Below are 17,235 nucleotides of genomic sequence, written 5' to 3' on the forward strand. Positions count from 1 at the left end.
TCCGGGTTAGGGTGGGGTCCTCTGCTGCTGGACTGTTTTATAGCGTAGGTATTCAATAAAACTGGCAAGCTCATTCAGCATTTCATCGGGCAGGGTATTGATTGAGGCAATCAAGTTTTCCCGTTGTCCTGTTGTTTTAGACCTCATTAAACTCTTAATGGATTGGGTGATTTTTTAAACTATTTAGCACCTTGGGTTTTGCCGGTTCCTAACTTTTTCCCGGAGTTTTGCTGGCGGGTCATTTTACTGTACATTTCAAACAGTTTTTCTAGCCGTTCGGTGTCATTTTTGAAGCGGCGACCGATGTAGATGCGTTCGATAATTTCATCATTGCGATCGTGCGCTTCCCGGACTCGGGGGAATTCCCTATCCAGCCGTTCTGGAGCGTACATATCGGCAATTGTAGCCGGGAAATAATGCTCTCGGGCTAATAGGATTTCTTCCGCGCAACGGGTCATATCAGTTTTGTTTTGTTCCGTTAAAGTGGGGACAGGGAAGGTATTCCAGCCGAGAGTGTTGGAGTAGCGAAAATCGGTTTTTAGCTTGCCGCAAACGGTGGCGATCCAGACTAAGTGCAGCCGTGAGGCGATTAGCGCCATGTTCCACAGGGGTGCATCGTAGAGAGCGAATAGAAGATCACTGGCGATCGCTCTACCCTCCAATAAATCAACCGGGATATAATGTCTTTTCTCCGATGATACTTTTGCAACTACCAGAGCGTGATTTCTGGCGGTGCCAGCGATTTGTACAAACCGATAAGGGCGCGAAGCAAAATCGCGTGTAGATCCTGCTTTGCTGGCTAAACGAAACTGCCTAACCTTTTCTTGTACTTTTTTTAAATAGGGATGTTCACTGGCAATGGCTGAATCAGAATTCTCAATCCAAATGCACCACCTGCGCTTACCCTGTATCATTTCTTCTGCTCCCAAATAGGGACGAATAAAGCGCTCAAGAGCAGAATAAGTTTTCAATATATTCGCTCGTTCCTCACCATCCAAAATCAAATTTCCGCCGTCTCTTGGCATATTGCCAAACAACATAGGCGATACTTCTGACAGTGGATTCCGGACTTGTTCAACCCGACAATTTGAACCGGCGACGAGATACGCATTGATGTATCCAACACTGCGCTCAAAAAGTGTTTCTTCGTCAGTGATGGAAAATAACCGTCGCATAGTGGCAGGCTCGCTTGCAATTCCAATAATAGAAACCGTCACCCCAGCATTATGACTCGCCAGATTCGCCCAGTTGAACGAGGTATGTGCGAAAGCAATCTCATGTCCGGTTTCAAAAATTAGCGGCCAAAGAATCGGCACTTGTTGCCCTTGACAAATCGAATTTGTCGATACAAATGCCGCCGCAGAATGGGTCTGAGTTCCATAATCTGCCGCCTTCATAAACCAACCCGACACATAATCCAGCGACTTCCAATGTTTTGTACGACTATCAAAAATTTGTTGTAAATCATCCTTCTGTTCCTGGGATTGCCACTTGGAACCCAAATAAGGCGGATTCCCACAAATATAAGTTTCTCCCCCCTCATTCTCAAACTCAATCTCTGCCTGCTCCCGCGTTTCCCCCCACCAATCCAAATCGTCACGCTGCACCTTCACCCCCGTTCCCGTGGGTGGACATAAACTCAACCAATCCAACCGCAACGCATTCCCACAGGTTATCCAATTATCATTTTGCAGGGGCAGAAACTCCCACAAAGCCAACTGCGGCACCCGATACAACACATCACACTGAAACTCGGAAATAATCAACGCCAACCGCGCCACCTCTGCCGCAAAATGGCGAATTTCTATCCCCCGAAAATTGGTTAAAGGAATCTCAGAACGGTGTTCCACATCTTCCCGACGACGGTTAATTTCTGCCTCAATTTTCCGCATTTCCTTATACGCAATCACCAGAAAATTCCCCGACCCACAAGCCGGGTCAAACACCCGAATTCGCGCTATCCGTTGCCGTAAATTCAACAATTTGCGGCGATTCTCCCCCGCCTCTTCCAACTGACTCCGTAAATCATCCAAAAACAACGGATTCAGCACTTTGAGAATATTCGGCACACTGGTATAGTGCATCCCCAAAGCGCCGCGTTCCTCCTCATCCGCCACCGCTTGAATCATCGACCCGAAAATATCGGGATTAATCTTTTTCCAGTCCAGATTTCCCACATGAAGCAAATAAGAACGGGCAATTTTGTTAAAACGCGGCACAAGACCCTCACCCCCGACCCCTCTCCCCGGGTGGGAGAGGGGAGATATACCTTCTTGTCCCCCTTCTCCCGTCTTGGGAGAAGGGGTTAGGGGATGAGGGCCAAACAGCCCTCCATTCACATAAGGAAACCGATCCGCCCAACTGCAAATCCCCGCTGCCTTTCGGTCCTTTAAAGGAGTATTCATCGCCCGAAACACTTCCGAGAGCACCTCATGGGTATTAGAAGCATCGGGGGCACTCATCTGGGTAATAGTCGCCGTAAACAACCCCTCACTATGGAAAATATGGGTATCCTCAGCAAAGAAACAGAAAATCAGCCGCGCCATGAAATGGTTAAACCTCTCCCGGTGTTCCGCTTTATCCCAGTCGGGATTCTGCTTGAGTAACTCCATATATAGCCGATTCAGACGACCCGTTGCCTTGATATCAACCGCATTTTCCCGGATTTGCCGCACTGTGGTAATCCCTGCCAAGGGCAAGAAAAAGCCGAAATGGTCGGAAAAATTGGGGTAGTTGCAAGCAACTGTCTCACCATCGACCAAATTTTCCGCCTCAAAACTTTTGCCATCCGTTGCCAGGATAAACTTAACCTTGTAGCGAGTTGTAGCGGAACTCTCACGCAAAGCGGTGAGGGTGGCGGTAACTTCCCCTTCTGGACAAACCTGCAAATGGATAGTATTGCGCTGAAGCACCCCACCGGGTAAATCCGATGGATTGAAGTTACTGCTTTTCAGCCGCTTGATAGTCGTCGCCTTGTTCCCAAAGGCTTCCAGGAAAGCAAAGGGGAACGCTTCCGGGTCAAAAGGGGCTTCGGCTAACTGGGAAACGGCTTCTTCGATTTCAACTGCGTTCATAATTCAGACTATCAAGCACTCAAGGGCCTTGGATCAGGGGCGGTTCTGTCGGGAATTGATGACCGTATCCTCATCTTTTTATCCTACAGTGGCGATCGCCCCACCTGGACAGATCCGTGATAGAACCGTTCACCGATACAAAGGACGATCTAAATCATCCTCACTCACCCAACATCTGCGATCGCCACTCACATCGCTATTTTATACAGTTAGGGGAGAATATAATGAAGAAAAAGTTACTGAAAGCCAAAGCCGGAGCATTATTGCCCTAAAACAAGGGAAATCTCTTCTCTTTATTTAGCCTTTTTCCCTTGAGCAGACTTTTTCCCAGGCTTTTGCTGAGTGGTCATTTTACTGTACATTTCAAACAGTTTTTCTAGACGTTCCGTGTCGTTTTTGAAGCGGCGACCGATGTAGATGCGTTCGAGGATTTCGTCATTGCGATCGTGTGCCTCCCGGACTAGGGGGAATTCGCTATCCATGCGATCGCGATCGTACATATCTGCAATAGTAGCGGGGAAATAATGCTCTCGCGCTAACAAAATCTCCTCCGCGCAACGGGTGAGGTCGATTTTGTTTTGTTCGGTGAGAGTGGGGACAGGAAAGGTATTCCAGCCGAGAGTATTGGAGTAGCGAAAATCGGTTTTGAGCTTGCCACAGACGGTGGCAATCCAGACGAGGTGAAGACGGGAGGCAATCAGCGCCATGTTCCAGAGGGGGGCATCAAATAATGCAAAAGCGAGATTGCTAACAATAGTTCCGGAAGGACAATATCCTACAGGTAAATATTCGCGGCTTTCGGATGAAACACTTGGTACAATCAGCACCGTTTCAGTTCCAATTTGACGAACTTCACCAAACCTGAATGGAATTGTGGCTAATTGCTTTGTAGTTGCTCGATTTGATTTAAAACGCTGTTGTTTAACAGATTTAAAACGTTCATTTAACCACTCATTTTGAGTTGCTTTTGATTGATCTGAATCTAGCACCCAAATACACCGCCGCTCAAGACCCCGAATAAACTCTTGAGAACCCAAAAAGGGCCGAATATATGACAAATCTACACCAAACTGATTCGTGGCTTGTTTAGCTTCCGATGCGCTGAGAATAAGGAACCCTCCATCATTTGCCATATTGCCAAAATACATTTCTCCTATGCTAGACAAAGGCTCATTTGCTTTCTTGACAACGATATTAGCTGCCGCTGCTAAATAAGCATTAATGTTGATGGCTTCCTTGATAGTCACACATCCGTAATCATCGGTAGAAAATAGTTTTCGTATTTTTACAGGAGTAGCTGTAATTCCAACAATTACTACGGTCACGCCAGCGTTGTGACTGGCCAGATTTGCCCATTTGAAGCTCGTGTGGGCAAATATAATCTCATGCTTTGTATCAAAAATAAGCGGCCAGAGAGTCTCCACCTGTCGTCCCTGGCAAATTGAATTGGTCGATACGAATGCTGCTGCGGAGTTTGTGTGAGTTCCGTAGTCCGCTGCCTTTATGAACCAACCTGAAACATAGTCGAGAGAACCCCAATTTTTAGTCCGTGCCTCGAAGATATGCTGCAAGTCTTCTTTTTGTTCCGTGGTTTGCCACTGGCTCCCTTTATAAGGCGGATTCCCACAAATATAAGTCTCCCCGCCCTCATTCTCAAACTCAATTTCCGCCTCATCTCGCATTTCCCCCCACAAATCCAAATCCTCACGCTGCACCGTGACCCCCTTACCCGTAGGCGGACAAAGACTCAACCAATCCAACCGCAAGGCATTCCCACAAGTAATCCAATTGTCAGCTTTTAGCGGCAAAAACTCCAACAAAGCCAACTGCGGCCCCCGATACAACACATCACATTGAAACTCCGCAATAATCAACGCCAACCGCGCAATCTCCGTGGCAAAATGACGAATCTCAATCCCCCGAAAATTGGTTAAAGGAATCTCAGAAGGGCGAGTTAGTTCACCCAGCAACTCATTAATTTTTGCCTCAATTTTCCGCATCTCCTTATAGGCAATCACCAAAAAATTCCCCGATCCACAAGCCGGATCAAACACCCGAATTCTGGCCATCCGTTCCCGCAAATTCTGCAACTTCCGAGGATGAGTTCCCGCTGCTTCTAATTGCTCCCGTAAATCATCCAAAAACAACGGATTCAGCACTTTGAGGATATTCGGCACACTGGTATAGTGCATCCCCAAAGCGCCGCGTTCCTCCTCATCCGCCACCGCCTGAATCATCGACCCAAAAATATCAGGATTAATCCGCTTCCAGTCCAAATTACCCACATGAAGCAGATACGATCGCGCAATCTTGCTAAAACGCGGCACCTCCAGACTCCCAGAAAACAGCCCCCCATTCACATAAGGAAACCGATCCGCCCAATTGCGAATCCCTGCCTCCTCTCGCTTCTTCAGGGGAGTGTTCATCGCCCGAAACACCTCCGAAATCACCTCATGGGTATTAGAAGCATCCGGCGCACTCATCTGGGTAATAGTCGCCGTAAACAACCCCTCACTATGGAAAATATTCGTATCCTCAGCAAAAAAACAGAAAATCAGCCGCGCCATGAAATGGTTAAACATCTCACGGTGTTCCGCCCGATCCCAGTCCGGATTCTGCTTGAGTAACTCCATATAAAGCCGATTCAGACGACCCGTTGCCTTGATATCAAAGGCATTTTCCCGGATTTGCCGCACCGTGGTAATCCCCGCCAAAGGCAAGAAAAACCCAAAATGGTCCGCAAACTCTGGGTAATCACAGGCAACGGTTTCCCCATCCGCCAAATTTTCCGCCTCAAAACTTTTGCCATCGGTTGCCAGGATAAACTTAACCTTGTAGCGAGTCGTAGCGGGACTCTCACGCAATGCTGTCAAGGTGGCAGTCACTTCCCCTTCTGGACAAACCTGCAAATGGATATTATTGCGCTGAAGCACCCCCCCGGGTAAATCCGATGGATTGAAATTACCGCTTTTCAGCCGCTTGATTGTCGTCGCCTTGTTCCCAAACGCTTCCAGGAAAGCAAACGGAAACCCTTCCGGGTCAAAAGGGGCTTCGGCTAACTGGGAAACGGCTTCTTCGATTTCAACTGCATTCATAATGACAAGTAAAAAAGACTGTGATTATATCTCAAATGGGTGAATAAACAAGAATGCTTTGATCCGGTGTCGATCGCCCCAAACCGCCTTAAAAACGCCAATCGGCTTTTGGGAATTTTGCACCCCTGTCTAATCATTCATTTCTTGGCGTAAGGCGGCAATTTCCTCGAAACTCAATCCAGTAGCTTGGGCGATCGCCTCATCATTCAGTTGACCCAATAAGTTGCGCGCCACGTCACGTTTTCCTTGTTCGAGTCCTTGTTCGAGTCCTTGTTCGAGTCCTTGCTGGAGTCCTTGTTCCAGTCCTTGTTCGAGTCCCAAAGCGATCGCACCCTGTTGGTCATAAATAAACATTTCCCGCCGTTCCACCTCTTCTAATTCTTCTAGGGTTAATCCCGCTTGATTGGCAATTTCAAAAGCTTGATTGAGTTCGGCGATATCATCCATATTGTCCGGAATCGAAGTGAGCGATCGGGCAAACTTCATAAAATAAATCCATTTGTCCGTCAGGGTTTCCAGCTCATCCAGTTCTTTGGTAAACTTCGGTAATTCAACAAAAACTAACTCCATCTCATTCTCAGGGTAATGCCAGCCTTCAGACTTCTCGCGATAGACAAAACGGGAAATCAATTGATTCTGTCCCGGAAACATCTCAAAATCCGTTAAAGTCAAAGCAATCACCGGCTTCAGGAATCGATACCCTTGTCCCCGTTGCAGTTGAAACGCATAGGTTTTAGCCGCATTAAACAACACCCGCTTCCCAAAAGATTGCACATTCAAAACCTGCATCTCAACAATCACAAATGTGCCATCATTAAGCTGGGCTTTAACATCCAAATAGGTATCTTTTAACCCTTCCAGTTGAGGAGGCAAATTAGGATTAATGATTTCCAAATCTTGAATAGTCGAATTGCCATCATAGACCAAAGCATTGAGAAAACTGATTAAGATGTTCTTGCTTTGTGCCGAACCAAAGATTTTTTTAAAAGCGTAGTCAGTTTTGGGGTTAATAAATCTCATAGACAGCCTACCCAAATTTTTTTAACTAATTTTAGCATGAGTTGGGTCTTCAGGAGTGCCACCTCGATCTAGTAGGGTGGGCATTGCCCACATAGCGGTTCGGTGGCTTCACCATCATACTATTCTATTCGGTTGTTAAAGGAGAAGGTGGGTAAGTGCCTACGGGGCGATCGCGATGATAGCTTTGTATGATAAGTTTGGATAGAATCGGGTTTAGGCGATCGTCTATTATGGCTAAGGATCGTTTTCATCAAGTGGTTAAGAAGGCTCTCGAATCAGATGGGTGGACTGTCACCCACGATCCCCTTGAGATTAAAGTCGGTGGGGTAGATATGGAGATTGACTTAGGGGCAGAACGACTACTAGCAGCAGAGCGCGGACATGATAAAATTGCGGTGGAAGTCAAAAGTTTTTTGGCGAGGGCATCGGCAATTTCAGAGTTTCATACCGCCTTGGGGCAGTTTATTAACTATCGGGCTGCTTTACGCCGTGAAGACCCCGATCGCATTCTCTATCTGGCTATCCCAAATCTAGTCTATCACACATTCTTTCAGAGGGAATTTCCAGCATCAATGCTGCAAGAAAATTCCGTAAAACTCATGGTTTACGATATTGAATTGGAGCGAATTTTGCTATGGAAGGAGTGACCGATAAATTAAAAACTTACCAACAAATTGTGCAACAATTGTTGATGAAGTATGCCAAAAGTAAGCCAGCTTATGGTGAGATTGAGGTTGAAACTATTTTTGATACCCAACGAAATCATTATCAAATAGTCCATTTCGGTTGGCACCATCAGCGCTGGATTCATCAGAGTGTCATCCATTTAGATATCCGCAATGAGAAATTTTGGATTTTTTGCAATTCAACCGAGCATGATGTTGCGGAAGATTTAGTCAATTTGGGTGTCCCCAAACAAGATATTGTGCTGGGATTTTATCCGCCTTTTATGCGAAAAATGAGCGATTATGCGGTAGACTAAAATAGAGCAACCAGGGAGGCATAATAATATTCCCAAAAACCGAAGGAGTAGGGTGGGCATTGCCCACATAGCGGTTCGGTGGCTTCACCATCATACAATTGCGGGCAAAAACTTTCGCGATCGCATTGTCGGTTCTATTGCTGCCTTCCTCTTAAACCGCTTAAGGATGGGAATCATATCCCTGAAGGTGAGTATCTAAAGACCAAATAAACACCCGACGATTGGGAAATAAGCGCCTCGATTTTTCCCATTCCTGGACAATGGATAGATCTGCCATTCCCTTCCCTTCGGTTGCTGAATCTGGAAAACCCGTCAACCAGAGTTTCACTTCATCCAATGTGGGAACCTGCATCACCGTCCAAGGGGTTTCCCCGGCGATCGCCTGTTCAACTTGCTCGACAAAAAACTGGGCACATTGTCGGCGCAAATTACCCTTACTGATATGAGCGATATGATTTCCAGTTTCATAAACCACAGCCATAGGTAACAGCAAATTAGTTCCTTTTTCCAAAAATTGCCTGAGTTCTTCTATGATTTTCTCTCGCTCATCATTCAATTTAGGAATATTCAGGACATTACAGAAAACCGACGTATCGACAATCGCAACATCCGCCATCACTGAACCTCTACCCTCGAATTCAGGGAAGTCAACCAGTCTAAAGCCTGCTGTTTTTTTATCTCAGCGCCTGGATGCTGCTTTACAAACCGTTCTAACAGCCCGCGAGTCATTAAATGACCCACTGAACCTTGAGCAATGAGTTCCGGGTAATCCGGAATATCTTGCAACCGAATTAACTGACTTGACCCATCATCCGGACTGCGATAACACAATTCAGTTTCAGGAATTGCTTCATCAGGAAGAGCATCTAATAAAGCTGGATTATGACTACTAATAAGAATACGGAGGTTACGTTGTCGCGCAAGTTCAGCCATCCGAGACATTAAAGCACTCGCCCGACTGGGGTGTACACCATTATCGATTTCTTCAATGACCACCAAACTTTCTTCCGGTGCAGAAAGTAATACCGCTGCAATGGATAAAACTCGCAGAGTTCCATCAGAAAGTCGTGCTGCATCATAAGGAGTCGCCACGCCTCCAAAGGTTTCAGTGAGTTCTAACATCACCTCATCCCGAGGTGTTTCCAGGAAACTAATATCCTCAATATTCTGTTCGGGGAGACTCCGAACAAAATCCAACACCACCTGCTTAGAAGTTGGAGATTGGCATAAATTATAAATAACTCCAGATAAATTTTGCCCTTTCTCTCGCAAAACCTGATCCGTTTTGTGCCCATATTCTCTCATCAAACTCGGTTCCGGCTCTAAAAACACAATTCCACTCAACCAACGGACATAAGTTTCGCAAACCTCGGGGATAATTTCTCGACTTTTGATATTTTCCGGTCGAAATCGAATCGCACTTAAAAGTTGGGTAAAAACCGCTAGATGACTACTACAAACCAGACTCGGTTTTTTACCGCCTCTCGCAAAATTATTATAAGTCACAAAAATATCACTACCTGCCCCTTGCGGTTCACTGGTAATTTCATACAAGGGAACCTTAGAATCTGAACTAATAATCCGTTCTTGAGTGACCTGCAAATGGGTGTCTGAACTAAGTCCAAGTTGAATCTCAAACCGTTCCCAATCGGGATGATTGGTCAAGCAAGCCAGTTGAAATGTATGTTTCCCTCGGTATCCCAAATGTTCGACATTGCCGCGAAAGAAAGTCTCTCCTTTTTGTTGAGGATTTCTGAGCAATCCCAGCCGTTCCCCCGTAGCAAGTCGAGATAAAAGCCGTAAGGCTTCAATGACATTACTTTTTCCCGAAGCATTGGCCCCAATCAAGACCGTGAGCCGCCCTAAGTGCAATGTCGCCGATTTATAACTTTTAAAATCTTTTAACTCTATTTCTGTAATCATTGAAGTTCACTCGGTGGGTGAGTTAAAATATTAAACTTGACCTGTTCACAAAACCCCTTGAGAAATGTCCGTGGGGGAACCTATGAGAGGCCACTTATTCGAGAGAAGAATACTCGTGAATTGTGCCATCTGGTCATTCTTATTGCTCCTTCTGGCTCAAGTTGATGATCAGACTCTCGTCAAACTGGCGGTTTCCCGATCATAGCGGAATTGCTCAATGGTACCGTCCTGGATTTTGTTAATCGCCTCCTCAATGGCTGCCAAAGGCACGATAAACCACTCCCTAGGCTTGACTGGCGTATCAAAGCGATCGCGCAATTCCAAATCCAATCGAGCGCTGGCGAAAAACTTCTGAAGGAGCGCCTCCAGTTTTTTCCGGTTAATATTTTCTAATTTAAAAGTAGCCACAATTTCTACATCAGCTAACAAATAGGTTGGGTCAGTCTTCGCGTTAGCAACTCGCTTTTTAACATCCCCTCCCGTCACGCCAATTTTATGAATCACAGAGCGATTCTGAGCAATGAAAGGATGATCCGCCTGACTCCGCAACACATAAATATAGCCCGTGGCTAATTCCTGTTCTGCCTCAACTTCGGGTTCAGATTGAAACGAAAATAACGGACCTAAATCCAGCTTAGTGATGCGACGGCTCGTTTTATCTTTATTTAAAGCGCGCTGGAAGGAGCGAAACAGAGGATTGCTCTCAGTGCCATTGTCATAAATCACCCGCATCCGGCAATTTTTAAGCCCATACTCACTGATAAACATCTCTCCCATCTCAGCCACTAAAACTTTTTGTCCATCCAAAATGAACAAATCCCCGGGATTAATCGTGGCATTATCCTGATATTTCACCGTTTGCCGTTCCCCAGTCTTTAACTGACGGGCAACTTCTGCAAACATGGCTTTAAATTCATCAAAATCCTCGCAAGGAAACCGCTGGGCAACTTCCTCTGCTGCTTTGATTTCTTGACGCGATCGCACATGAGTAAGCTGAGTAATCTCATTCCCAGACTCAGCATCAACCCCCAATTCAGCCAGCAGCGCCGCATCAATCTGGTCCGGTTCTAGATCAGGTTCTAGGGTAAAACCGGCATCATTTTCCGCCTTTAAAAGCCCTCGGGAGTCCAGAGTTTCCAAGAGGGCGCGACATTCTGCCGATTCCCGCAGGCGATCAAGTCGCACCGCATAGAGACGCTCAAAAATATCGCCATCTTCTCCATGTTGAGGCAATCGGCCTTTTTCCGCGACAAACCGCTCAATTTCCTCAAAACCTGCAATAATCCGCTCTTCTCTAGGAGAATGTTGGCTGGGTGCTTCCGGGGTGATATCCAACCCCAATTCAGCCAGCAGTGCTAAATCTTCATCAGTGGTAGATTTGTTCGGTGTAGACTTAGGCATTTCTGTTCTCCTCCTGTTCAGACTCACCCATCCCCTCCTGTGGTTGTGGCGGATTTTGTAACTGTTGGATTAACCAACTGGCGGCAGCGGTGTTGGTTTCGGTGGTGAGTCGTTCTAGGGTTTGTTCTAGGAGGGCGATCGCTAAACCCGTCAACACCTGAGACTGCTCAATCCTTTCATAATGCCCCAATTCCGTCAACCCAAAGGCAAAAATCCGCTGTCCTTTCACATCAACGACCCAATATTCAGGAATCCCTAAGCTGGCGTAGAGTTGCTTTTGTTCATCCAGATCCAGACTGAGAGTGGTATCCGCAATTTCCCCCACCAAATCGGGCAAACGGTGGCGACTCAACTCAATCCAAGGCGGTTCACCGGGTTGCCACTTCGGAATATTATCGCCCTTGTACAGCACTAAATCTGGCGCACAGGCGTGGGTATCGGGGCGTTCAATGACACAACGTCCATAAGATTGCAAGACAAACTCAGGGTGCAGGAATACCCAAACAAAGAAAATCATGGTCATCAAATCACTGAAAGAAGCGTGATTTGGTCCTTCTGTACCCCTATCTACCCACAACCATCCTTGATAAAATGAGATTTTTCGCCAGTCTATAGCCTCGTCATCCCGGATGGCTACATAGTCTTGCCAGGTGGCGTTATGGCGCTGGAGGATGGAGTTGGCTGGGGTGGATTTTTCTAGGGAGAGAGTCATCTGTCACCTCCTGATGATATTTGCGGACAACTGAATATTAGCCATTGTTTTCTTCTTTCGCTTTCCGTTGTAGGAAGGCAACCCCTTCCGCCATCCGTTTTTCCCAAACATCGACGGCAGTGAGGGACGGCAACCGGCCTTTTTCCTGTTTGAACCGCACCGCCCGTTTTGCTAACTCTCGTGCTTCTTCCAGGGTGAGATTGATTCGCTTGGCGGCGATCGCCTCTGCTACCAGTTTTAACCGTTCTTCACTCATGGATTTAGCCAGAATCGCATAAGCTTCCCCAAACGGATTAATCCGGTCAATCAAATCAATATCTAAATCGGTTACCGATAGGGCAAACTGGCGCACCCCATCAATCAGGGCGGTGTTTTTCGCCGCTATCCCGTCCCCTTCGTTGCTCGTTTTCTTAGCTTGTTGAACCAAATTGAGAGCGGCGATCGCGTGTTGCCGGACCGCTTCGCGATCGCCTTCATCCAGGTTGGGGAATTTCTCTTTAATAATTTTTCCCATCCGCACTTGAGTCAGTTCCTCGGGCACCAACTCCTCATCAAACAAACCCCGCTCAATCGTCTGTTTATCTTGCACAAAAGCCGTCACCAGTTCGGTTAAATCCTCCCGACAGATGCGATCGGCTTCCGGGCTTTTCGGCACAGTTAACCCCTTAATTTCGAGCTGAATTTCCCCGGTTTCAGGATTCACGCCCAGATTGCAGCGATTCGGATCGTAGCCATTATCCCCATAGTCAAAGCCGGGAGTGGGTTGATTCTCCGGGCGCTTGGGTTTGAACTCAAAGCGCGGCGCGAGGACCTGTTCCATCAGCAGACTAGCGGCGATCGCCTTAATCGTATCATTCACCGCCTCAGTCACCATCATTTCGCTGGCATCCGGTTCCGCAATCAGGTTCGTAAACCGGGCGCGGGTTTTACCCGGTGCATCCCGAGTCGCCCGCCCAATAATCTGCACAATTTCGGTCAAACTAGAGCGATACCCGATGGTTAAAGCGTGTTCGCACCAAATCCAATCAAAACCTTCTTTAGCCATCCCCAGGGCAATAATAATATCCACCCAATCGCGGTTATTTTTCTGAGTAGGGTCTTTGAGAGCAGCAGCGACTTTATCCCGCTTGCTGGGGTCATCATCCACCAAATCGGCAACCTTCAGAATCTTGCCCTCGGCGGTTTTTACCCGTTGAAATCCGGTTTTTGGATCAGTGCCCTGCCATTCCCCCAGGGCCTCAATGATATGTTCCACTTCGCGGATTTTGTCCTTGGTACTCTCCCGGGAATTAACATTTGGAATATGCAGGATAGTTTTCTCGTTGGGATTAAGTACCTCCATGATTTCATCAGTATAGTTCCCCGAGTAAAAATAGTAACCAATATCCAGTTGCTTCAGATATTGATAGCCGTTAAGTTGTTGATAATAGGTATAGGTAACGGTTTGAAACTTGGATTCATCTTCAGGATGTAGGACCGCTTCCGCATCGCCCCTAAAATAAGAACCCGTCATCGCGACAATATGAGTTTTATCGCGAGTCATAAGTTGGCGGATATGGTCCCCCAGCTTGTTGTCTGGGTTCGAGGAAACGTGGTGAAATTCATCTACAGCAATCAGGCGATCGTCCAACATTTCCACCCCAAATTTATCCACCGCAAATCGGAACGTAGCATGGGTGCAAACCAGCACTTTAGACTCACTTTCGAGAAAGGTTTTCACCGCCTCCACTTTACCGCCATCGGTCCCCGGTGCATTGCAGAGGTTCCACCGGGGTTCAACGTGCCAATCCGCCCAAAAGCCAAACTGCCTCAAGGGTTCATCTTGAAAACTAGCCCCGATCGCCTTCTCTGGAACCACAATAATCGCTTGTTTGAGCTTCTGGTTTTCCAGCTTATCCAAAGCAATAAACATCAGCGCCCGACTTTTCCCAGAGGCAGGAGGAGATTTAATCAGCAAATATTGTTCACCCCGTTTCTGGTAAGCGCTTTCTTGCATGGGGCGCATCCCCAGTTCACTGAGGCGGGTGGAACTGCCATTCTGGGCATAAGCAACGGAAACGGAGGGGATTGCAAGCATTAGGCGAATAGGGTAACGGGATAGTTTAGGGTTAGGGAATTAGGCAGTGACGAACTTGCCAAGGTTTGAACGCAATGAGCGAGGCATCCGACTCCCTCGAAATGGGAGTTAATACCAAATCCGGTTGTTAAAGACCTACTTTAACTCCCTCAAGTCAAAAACTGATGCATTTTGTCAGTCCCAACCACAGTAAAATCAGGATATCCCAAATTCGGGTAGGCGTTCCATAGACCAACGAGCAGGCGGTAGGAAAAATGGATCAACAGGGTAAGGATTTTGAGATTGAGTTAGAGTTGCAGCAGTTGCGTCAGGCGATGGAGATGGATTTAAAGTTAGCGCAGTTGCCGGAGGCGATCGCACCGCCACCGGCAGTAGAATCGGCGCACACTGAGGCAGACGAGCGCCCGCAAGTGGTACCAAATCCAGCCGCCTCGCCCTCTTCGAGGAAACCCAAAGCATTCATCGCCGCGATCGCCTTGTTGGGATTGGCGCTGGCAGGAAGTGCGATCGCCGCATTCAAGGTCCAGCAATGGGCGCTCACTACCTCAACCACGATTGGCACTGACATAGAAACAGCGCAAAAAACCGTAGATATTGACCTCCTGAAACAGCATCGCCAAACCCTGCAAACCGCAACGGCTATCCTAGAAAAAACTCCTAATTTACCGGGATTCAACTATCAACAAGCCCAGGCTAATTTACCCCAAATGCGATCGCTCCAAACGACGGTACAATTGGACCTAACCGCAACAGAACGCCTCAAACTAGCCGAAACTCTAGCAATGGAAGCGGCAGTGCTGGTTCAAAATCCGCCGCATCCGGTGCAAACTTGGGCAAAAGCACGGGAGAAATGGCAACAGGCGATCGGGCAATTAGAAAGCATTTCACCGGATACCATCGTTAGTTCAACCGCAGAACAAAAGTTATCGAGCTATCGGACTAATCTTGCCAACATCAACAACCGAATGGCAACTGCTCAAAAATCTGTAGACTTCAATAATCGAGGCGCTGCGGAAATCAGTAAACGAGACTACCAGCGAGCGATTCAATATTATAAGCAGGCGATCGCCCTCAATGCCAGCCAGCCGGAAGCCTATATCGGACAGGGAATCGCTTACTCAGAACTTGGAAATAATCTCCAAGCCATTCAACAGTACGACAAAGCCATCCAACTCAATTCTAACTTAGCCGAAGCCTACTACAACCGAGGTTTATCTCATTATGAACTCGGGAATGAGGAAAAAGCCCTAGAAGACTACAATCTCGCCATTCAAAACCAGCCCAATTATGCTCAAGCCTATCTGGAACGAGGTGGCGCTCACTATGCGCTACAAAACTCCTCCGCAGCGATGGCAGACTTCCAGCAAGCCGCTCAACTGTTTTCGCAGCAAGGGGATACCCAAAATCATCAATTAGCGCAAAAAATCATCGATTATTTGCAAGCAACAACGGCATCAAATCTCGATGAAAGCGAGCAGGAAGACTATCAAGAATGCTGGGACGCTTGGGGAAATCCCTGCAATGAAATTCATTACTATGTCCCCCCAAGAAGATCCAGGAATTCCGGTGCAGTGAACGTCCCCACCCCGCAACGGAACTCCACCTCCATTCGCACCCCCTCTCGCACGGGTGGAGGAAGATCCCGCAGTCGTCGCAGGCGGTAATTGATATTAATGTTTTATACGGAATACGGTAGTGATAAATCTATAAAAACGAGCGGCGTAAAGCTGTATTTGTAGGGGCGCAATGCTTGCGCCCTTACGGGCGCAAGCATTGCGCCCCTACAATCTGTACTTCACAGATGCATCGCAATCATTAGGTTAATAGGGGAACGAAATAGTTTTAGATTAGGCAATTTGGCAGTCACAAACTTGCCAAATTTTGAACGAAATGAGCGAGCGATGTTGTTACATCTTTATTCCTATTTTTTACAAAGCAAACACAATTCTCAGAGCATTATCAATTTGTAGTAAAACTTCAGGTTCAAGTTCACCTCGAATGGCAACCAAGCGAGAGCGATAATCAATCGGGCGGGTTTGCAAGCAATCTGCAATAGATTGTTTAATCAATCCATTCCCTGCCGAGGGCAAAATCTCAACATTTGTTATAATCCGAGCTTTTTTGTCGCTCCATGCCGTAATCGGGACAACTTGAATAACGGGTACTCGCTCATTGTAGGTGTTATTTGTAACTACAATCCAAGGTCTAATTTTTCCAGTTTCTGAACCTTGGGTGGGGTTAAGATTAACATCAATAATTATACCCCGATGGAGTTTTATTCTTTCGGCCATTCTTCTAACCCAGCTTCAGCTAGTGCTTGTAACTCGGGTTCTTCTTCATAGATTTCCGCATAAAGGGCGGCTGATTCCTGTAATTTAGCGGATTCTAAAGCCGATTGGAATCGTTGCAGGGCTGCCATAACAAGCGCCCTCGAATCTTGAAACCCATAGTCTTGGAATTGTTCAACAAATTGGCTGATTGAATCATCCAGTTTAAATGTATATTCTTTCACCTTCTCTATCCTCTCGAACGAAACGGCTCATCAACAACGTCGATTTTCTCTCGACGCCCGCGTAGGCAGGCTATAGCCCTTCGGCTCCCGGCTATGCTAACATCTGTTTCGGGGAAACGCTTTAAGCTAGACTAAACAAAACCCCTAAACTTGACTTAGCTATGAGCTACCGAAATATTATTACCCTCGAACCCGGTAAACGAGGGGGCAAGCCGGGGATTCGCCGAATGCGAATTACCGTGTATGATGTATTGGGTTGGTTGGCAGCAGGAATGTCCCATGCAGAAATCTTAGATGATTTTCCAGAGTTAACTGAGGAAGACATCAAAGCTTGTGTGGAGTTTGCGGCAGACCGAGAGCGCCGCCTAATTGCTGTGGTAAGTGGTCTCTGAAGCTTCTATTCGACCCACTAAGGTTGAACGAATCTGGCAGGCTGGAG

Annotated in this window: 16 protein-coding genes; 5 read left to right on the top strand and 11 right to left on the bottom strand. The window is 47.0% G+C overall.

Features of this window, described 5'->3' with window-relative positions; translation table 11 throughout:
- Positions 1–6: 6 nt before the first annotated feature.
- On the bottom strand, positions 7–147 hold the full coding sequence (locus tag NG795_RS22495) for a DUF2281 domain-containing protein (RefSeq protein WP_367290874.1): 141 nt from the start codon (positions 145–147) through the stop codon (positions 7–9).
- Positions 148–179: 32 nt separating this feature from the next.
- Positions 180–3,074 (bottom strand): class I SAM-dependent DNA methyltransferase, encoded by a 2,895-nt coding sequence (locus NG795_RS22500; RefSeq protein WP_367290875.1) that lies wholly within the window; start codon positions 3,072–3,074, stop codon positions 180–182.
- Between the two features lie 58 nt (positions 3,075–3,132).
- On the opposite strand from NG795_RS22500, the gene NG795_RS22505 reads away from it, so the two are divergent.
- Positions 3,133–3,375 (top strand): hypothetical protein, encoded by a 243-nt coding sequence (locus NG795_RS22505; RefSeq protein WP_367290876.1) that lies wholly within the window; start codon positions 3,133–3,135, stop codon positions 3,373–3,375.
- On the opposite strand, the gene NG795_RS22510 is transcribed toward NG795_RS22505, so the two are convergent.
- Both NG795_RS22510 and NG795_RS22515 read right to left on the bottom strand, forming a co-directional pair.
- Positions 3,368–6,169: a class I SAM-dependent DNA methyltransferase gene (locus NG795_RS22510; protein WP_367290877.1), complete on the bottom strand. Its 2,802-nt coding sequence runs from the start codon at positions 6,167–6,169 to the stop codon at positions 3,368–3,370. The genes NG795_RS22505 and NG795_RS22510 overlap by 8 nt on opposite strands.
- Before the next feature lie 129 nt (positions 6,170–6,298).
- A complete protein-coding gene (locus NG795_RS22515) occupies positions 6,299–7,189 on the bottom strand; it encodes an Rpn family recombination-promoting nuclease/putative transposase (protein ID WP_367290878.1) in 891 nt (296 codons plus the stop codon).
- Positions 7,190–7,419: 230 nt separating this feature from the next.
- On the opposite strand from NG795_RS22515, the gene NG795_RS22520 reads away from it, so the two are divergent.
- Together NG795_RS22520 and NG795_RS22525 are read left to right on the top strand one after the other, a co-directional pair.
- Positions 7,420–7,836, top strand: coding sequence for a XisH family protein (locus tag NG795_RS22520; protein WP_367290879.1), 417 nt, complete (start codon positions 7,420–7,422; stop codon positions 7,834–7,836).
- Entirely contained in the window at positions 7,824–8,171 is a 348-nt protein-coding gene (locus tag NG795_RS22525) for a XisI protein (protein ID WP_367290880.1), read from the top strand. Before NG795_RS22520 ends, NG795_RS22525 begins: the two co-directional genes overlap by 13 nt.
- 160 nt (positions 8,172–8,331) lie before the next feature.
- Here NG795_RS22525 and NG795_RS22530 read toward each other — a convergent pair whose 3' ends face one another.
- The 5 genes from NG795_RS22530 to NG795_RS22550 all read right to left on the bottom strand — a co-directional run bounded on the left by NG795_RS22530 (position 8,332) and on the right by NG795_RS22550 (position 14,284).
- A complete protein-coding gene (locus NG795_RS22530) occupies positions 8,332–8,787 on the bottom strand; it encodes a hypothetical protein (protein WP_367290881.1) in 456 nt (151 codons plus the stop codon).
- Positions 8,787–10,094 carry an AAA family ATPase gene (locus NG795_RS22535; RefSeq protein WP_367290882.1) on the bottom strand — a complete coding sequence of 436 codons (1,308 nt, stop codon included), beginning with the start codon at positions 10,092–10,094 and terminating at the stop codon, positions 8,787–8,789. Before NG795_RS22535 ends, NG795_RS22530 begins: the two co-directional genes overlap by 1 nt.
- 168 nt (positions 10,095–10,262) lie before the next feature.
- A complete protein-coding gene (locus NG795_RS22540; RefSeq protein WP_367290883.1) occupies positions 10,263–11,495 on the bottom strand; it encodes a GIY-YIG nuclease family protein in 1,233 nt (410 codons plus the stop codon).
- Positions 11,488–12,207, bottom strand: a complete 720-nt coding sequence (locus NG795_RS22545; protein WP_367290884.1) for a Uma2 family endonuclease — start codon at positions 12,205–12,207, stop codon at positions 11,488–11,490. Before NG795_RS22545 ends, NG795_RS22540 begins: the two co-directional genes overlap by 8 nt.
- Before the next feature lie 37 nt (positions 12,208–12,244).
- Positions 12,245–14,284, bottom strand: a complete 2,040-nt coding sequence (locus tag NG795_RS22550) for a DEAD/DEAH box helicase (RefSeq protein ID WP_367290885.1) — start codon at positions 14,282–14,284, stop codon at positions 12,245–12,247.
- 254 nt (positions 14,285–14,538) lie between these two features.
- Here NG795_RS22550 and NG795_RS22555 point away from each other — a divergent pair, with 254 nt between their 5' ends.
- On the top strand, positions 14,539–15,948 hold the full coding sequence (locus NG795_RS22555; protein WP_367290886.1) for a tetratricopeptide repeat protein: 1,410 nt from the start codon (positions 14,539–14,541) through the stop codon (positions 15,946–15,948).
- Positions 15,949–16,212: 264 nt separating this feature from the next.
- Here the strand turns inward: NG795_RS22555 and NG795_RS22560 are convergent, their stop codons facing one another.
- Both NG795_RS22560 and NG795_RS22565 read right to left on the bottom strand, forming a co-directional pair.
- Positions 16,213–16,575 (bottom strand): type II toxin-antitoxin system PemK/MazF family toxin, encoded by a 363-nt coding sequence (locus NG795_RS22560; RefSeq protein WP_367290887.1) that lies wholly within the window; start codon positions 16,573–16,575, stop codon positions 16,213–16,215.
- Positions 16,560–16,796 carry a hypothetical protein gene (locus tag NG795_RS22565; protein WP_367290888.1) on the bottom strand — a complete coding sequence of 79 codons (237 nt, stop codon included), beginning with the start codon at positions 16,794–16,796 and terminating at the stop codon, positions 16,560–16,562. Before NG795_RS22565 ends, NG795_RS22560 begins: the two co-directional genes overlap by 16 nt.
- 161 nt (positions 16,797–16,957) lie before the next feature.
- Here NG795_RS22565 and NG795_RS22570 point away from each other — a divergent pair, with 161 nt between their 5' ends.
- Positions 16,958–17,188 (top strand): DUF433 domain-containing protein, encoded by a 231-nt coding sequence (locus NG795_RS22570; protein WP_367290889.1) that lies wholly within the window; start codon positions 16,958–16,960, stop codon positions 17,186–17,188.
- Positions 17,189–17,235: the final 47 nt, after the last annotated feature.

The sequence above is a fragment of the Laspinema palackyanum D2c genome, assembly GCF_025370875.1.
In the GTDB taxonomy this organism is placed as follows: domain Bacteria; phylum Cyanobacteriota; class Cyanobacteriia; order Cyanobacteriales; family Laspinemataceae; genus Laspinema; species Laspinema palackyanum.

Coding starts and splice junctions, on each gene's coding strand:
- NG795_RS22560 (WP_367290887.1), bottom strand. CDS start 16,575: ATGGCCGAAAGAATAAAACTCCATCGGGGTATAATTATTGATGTTAAT.
- NG795_RS22515 (WP_367290878.1), bottom strand. CDS start 7,189: ATGAGATTTATTAACCCCAAAACTGACTACGCTTTTAAAAAAATCTTT.
- NG795_RS22510 (WP_367290877.1), bottom strand. CDS start 6,169: ATGAATGCAGTTGAAATCGAAGAAGCCGTTTCCCAGTTAGCCGAAGCC.
- NG795_RS22495 (WP_367290874.1), bottom strand. CDS start 147: ATGAGGTCTAAAACAACAGGACAACGGGAAAACTTGATTGCCTCAATC.
- NG795_RS22530 (WP_367290881.1), bottom strand. CDS start 8,787: ATGGCGGATGTTGCGATTGTCGATACGTCGGTTTTCTGTAATGTCCTG.
- NG795_RS22570 (WP_367290889.1), top strand. CDS start 16,958: ATGAGCTACCGAAATATTATTACCCTCGAACCCGGTAAACGAGGGGGC.
- NG795_RS22525 (WP_367290880.1), top strand. CDS start 7,824: ATGGAAGGAGTGACCGATAAATTAAAAACTTACCAACAAATTGTGCAA.
- NG795_RS22555 (WP_367290886.1), top strand. CDS start 14,539: ATGGATCAACAGGGTAAGGATTTTGAGATTGAGTTAGAGTTGCAGCAG.
- NG795_RS22520 (WP_367290879.1), top strand. CDS start 7,420: ATGGCTAAGGATCGTTTTCATCAAGTGGTTAAGAAGGCTCTCGAATCA.
- NG795_RS22535 (WP_367290882.1), bottom strand. CDS start 10,094: ATGATTACAGAAATAGAGTTAAAAGATTTTAAAAGTTATAAATCGGCG.
- NG795_RS22550 (WP_367290885.1), bottom strand. CDS start 14,284: ATGCTTGCAATCCCCTCCGTTTCCGTTGCTTATGCCCAGAATGGCAGT.
- NG795_RS22545 (WP_367290884.1), bottom strand. CDS start 12,207: ATGACTCTCTCCCTAGAAAAATCCACCCCAGCCAACTCCATCCTCCAG.
- NG795_RS22505 (WP_367290876.1), top strand. CDS start 3,133: ATGACCGTATCCTCATCTTTTTATCCTACAGTGGCGATCGCCCCACCT.
- NG795_RS22500 (WP_367290875.1), bottom strand. CDS start 3,074: ATGAACGCAGTTGAAATCGAAGAAGCCGTTTCCCAGTTAGCCGAAGCC.
- NG795_RS22540 (WP_367290883.1), bottom strand. CDS start 11,495: ATGCCTAAGTCTACACCGAACAAATCTACCACTGATGAAGATTTAGCA.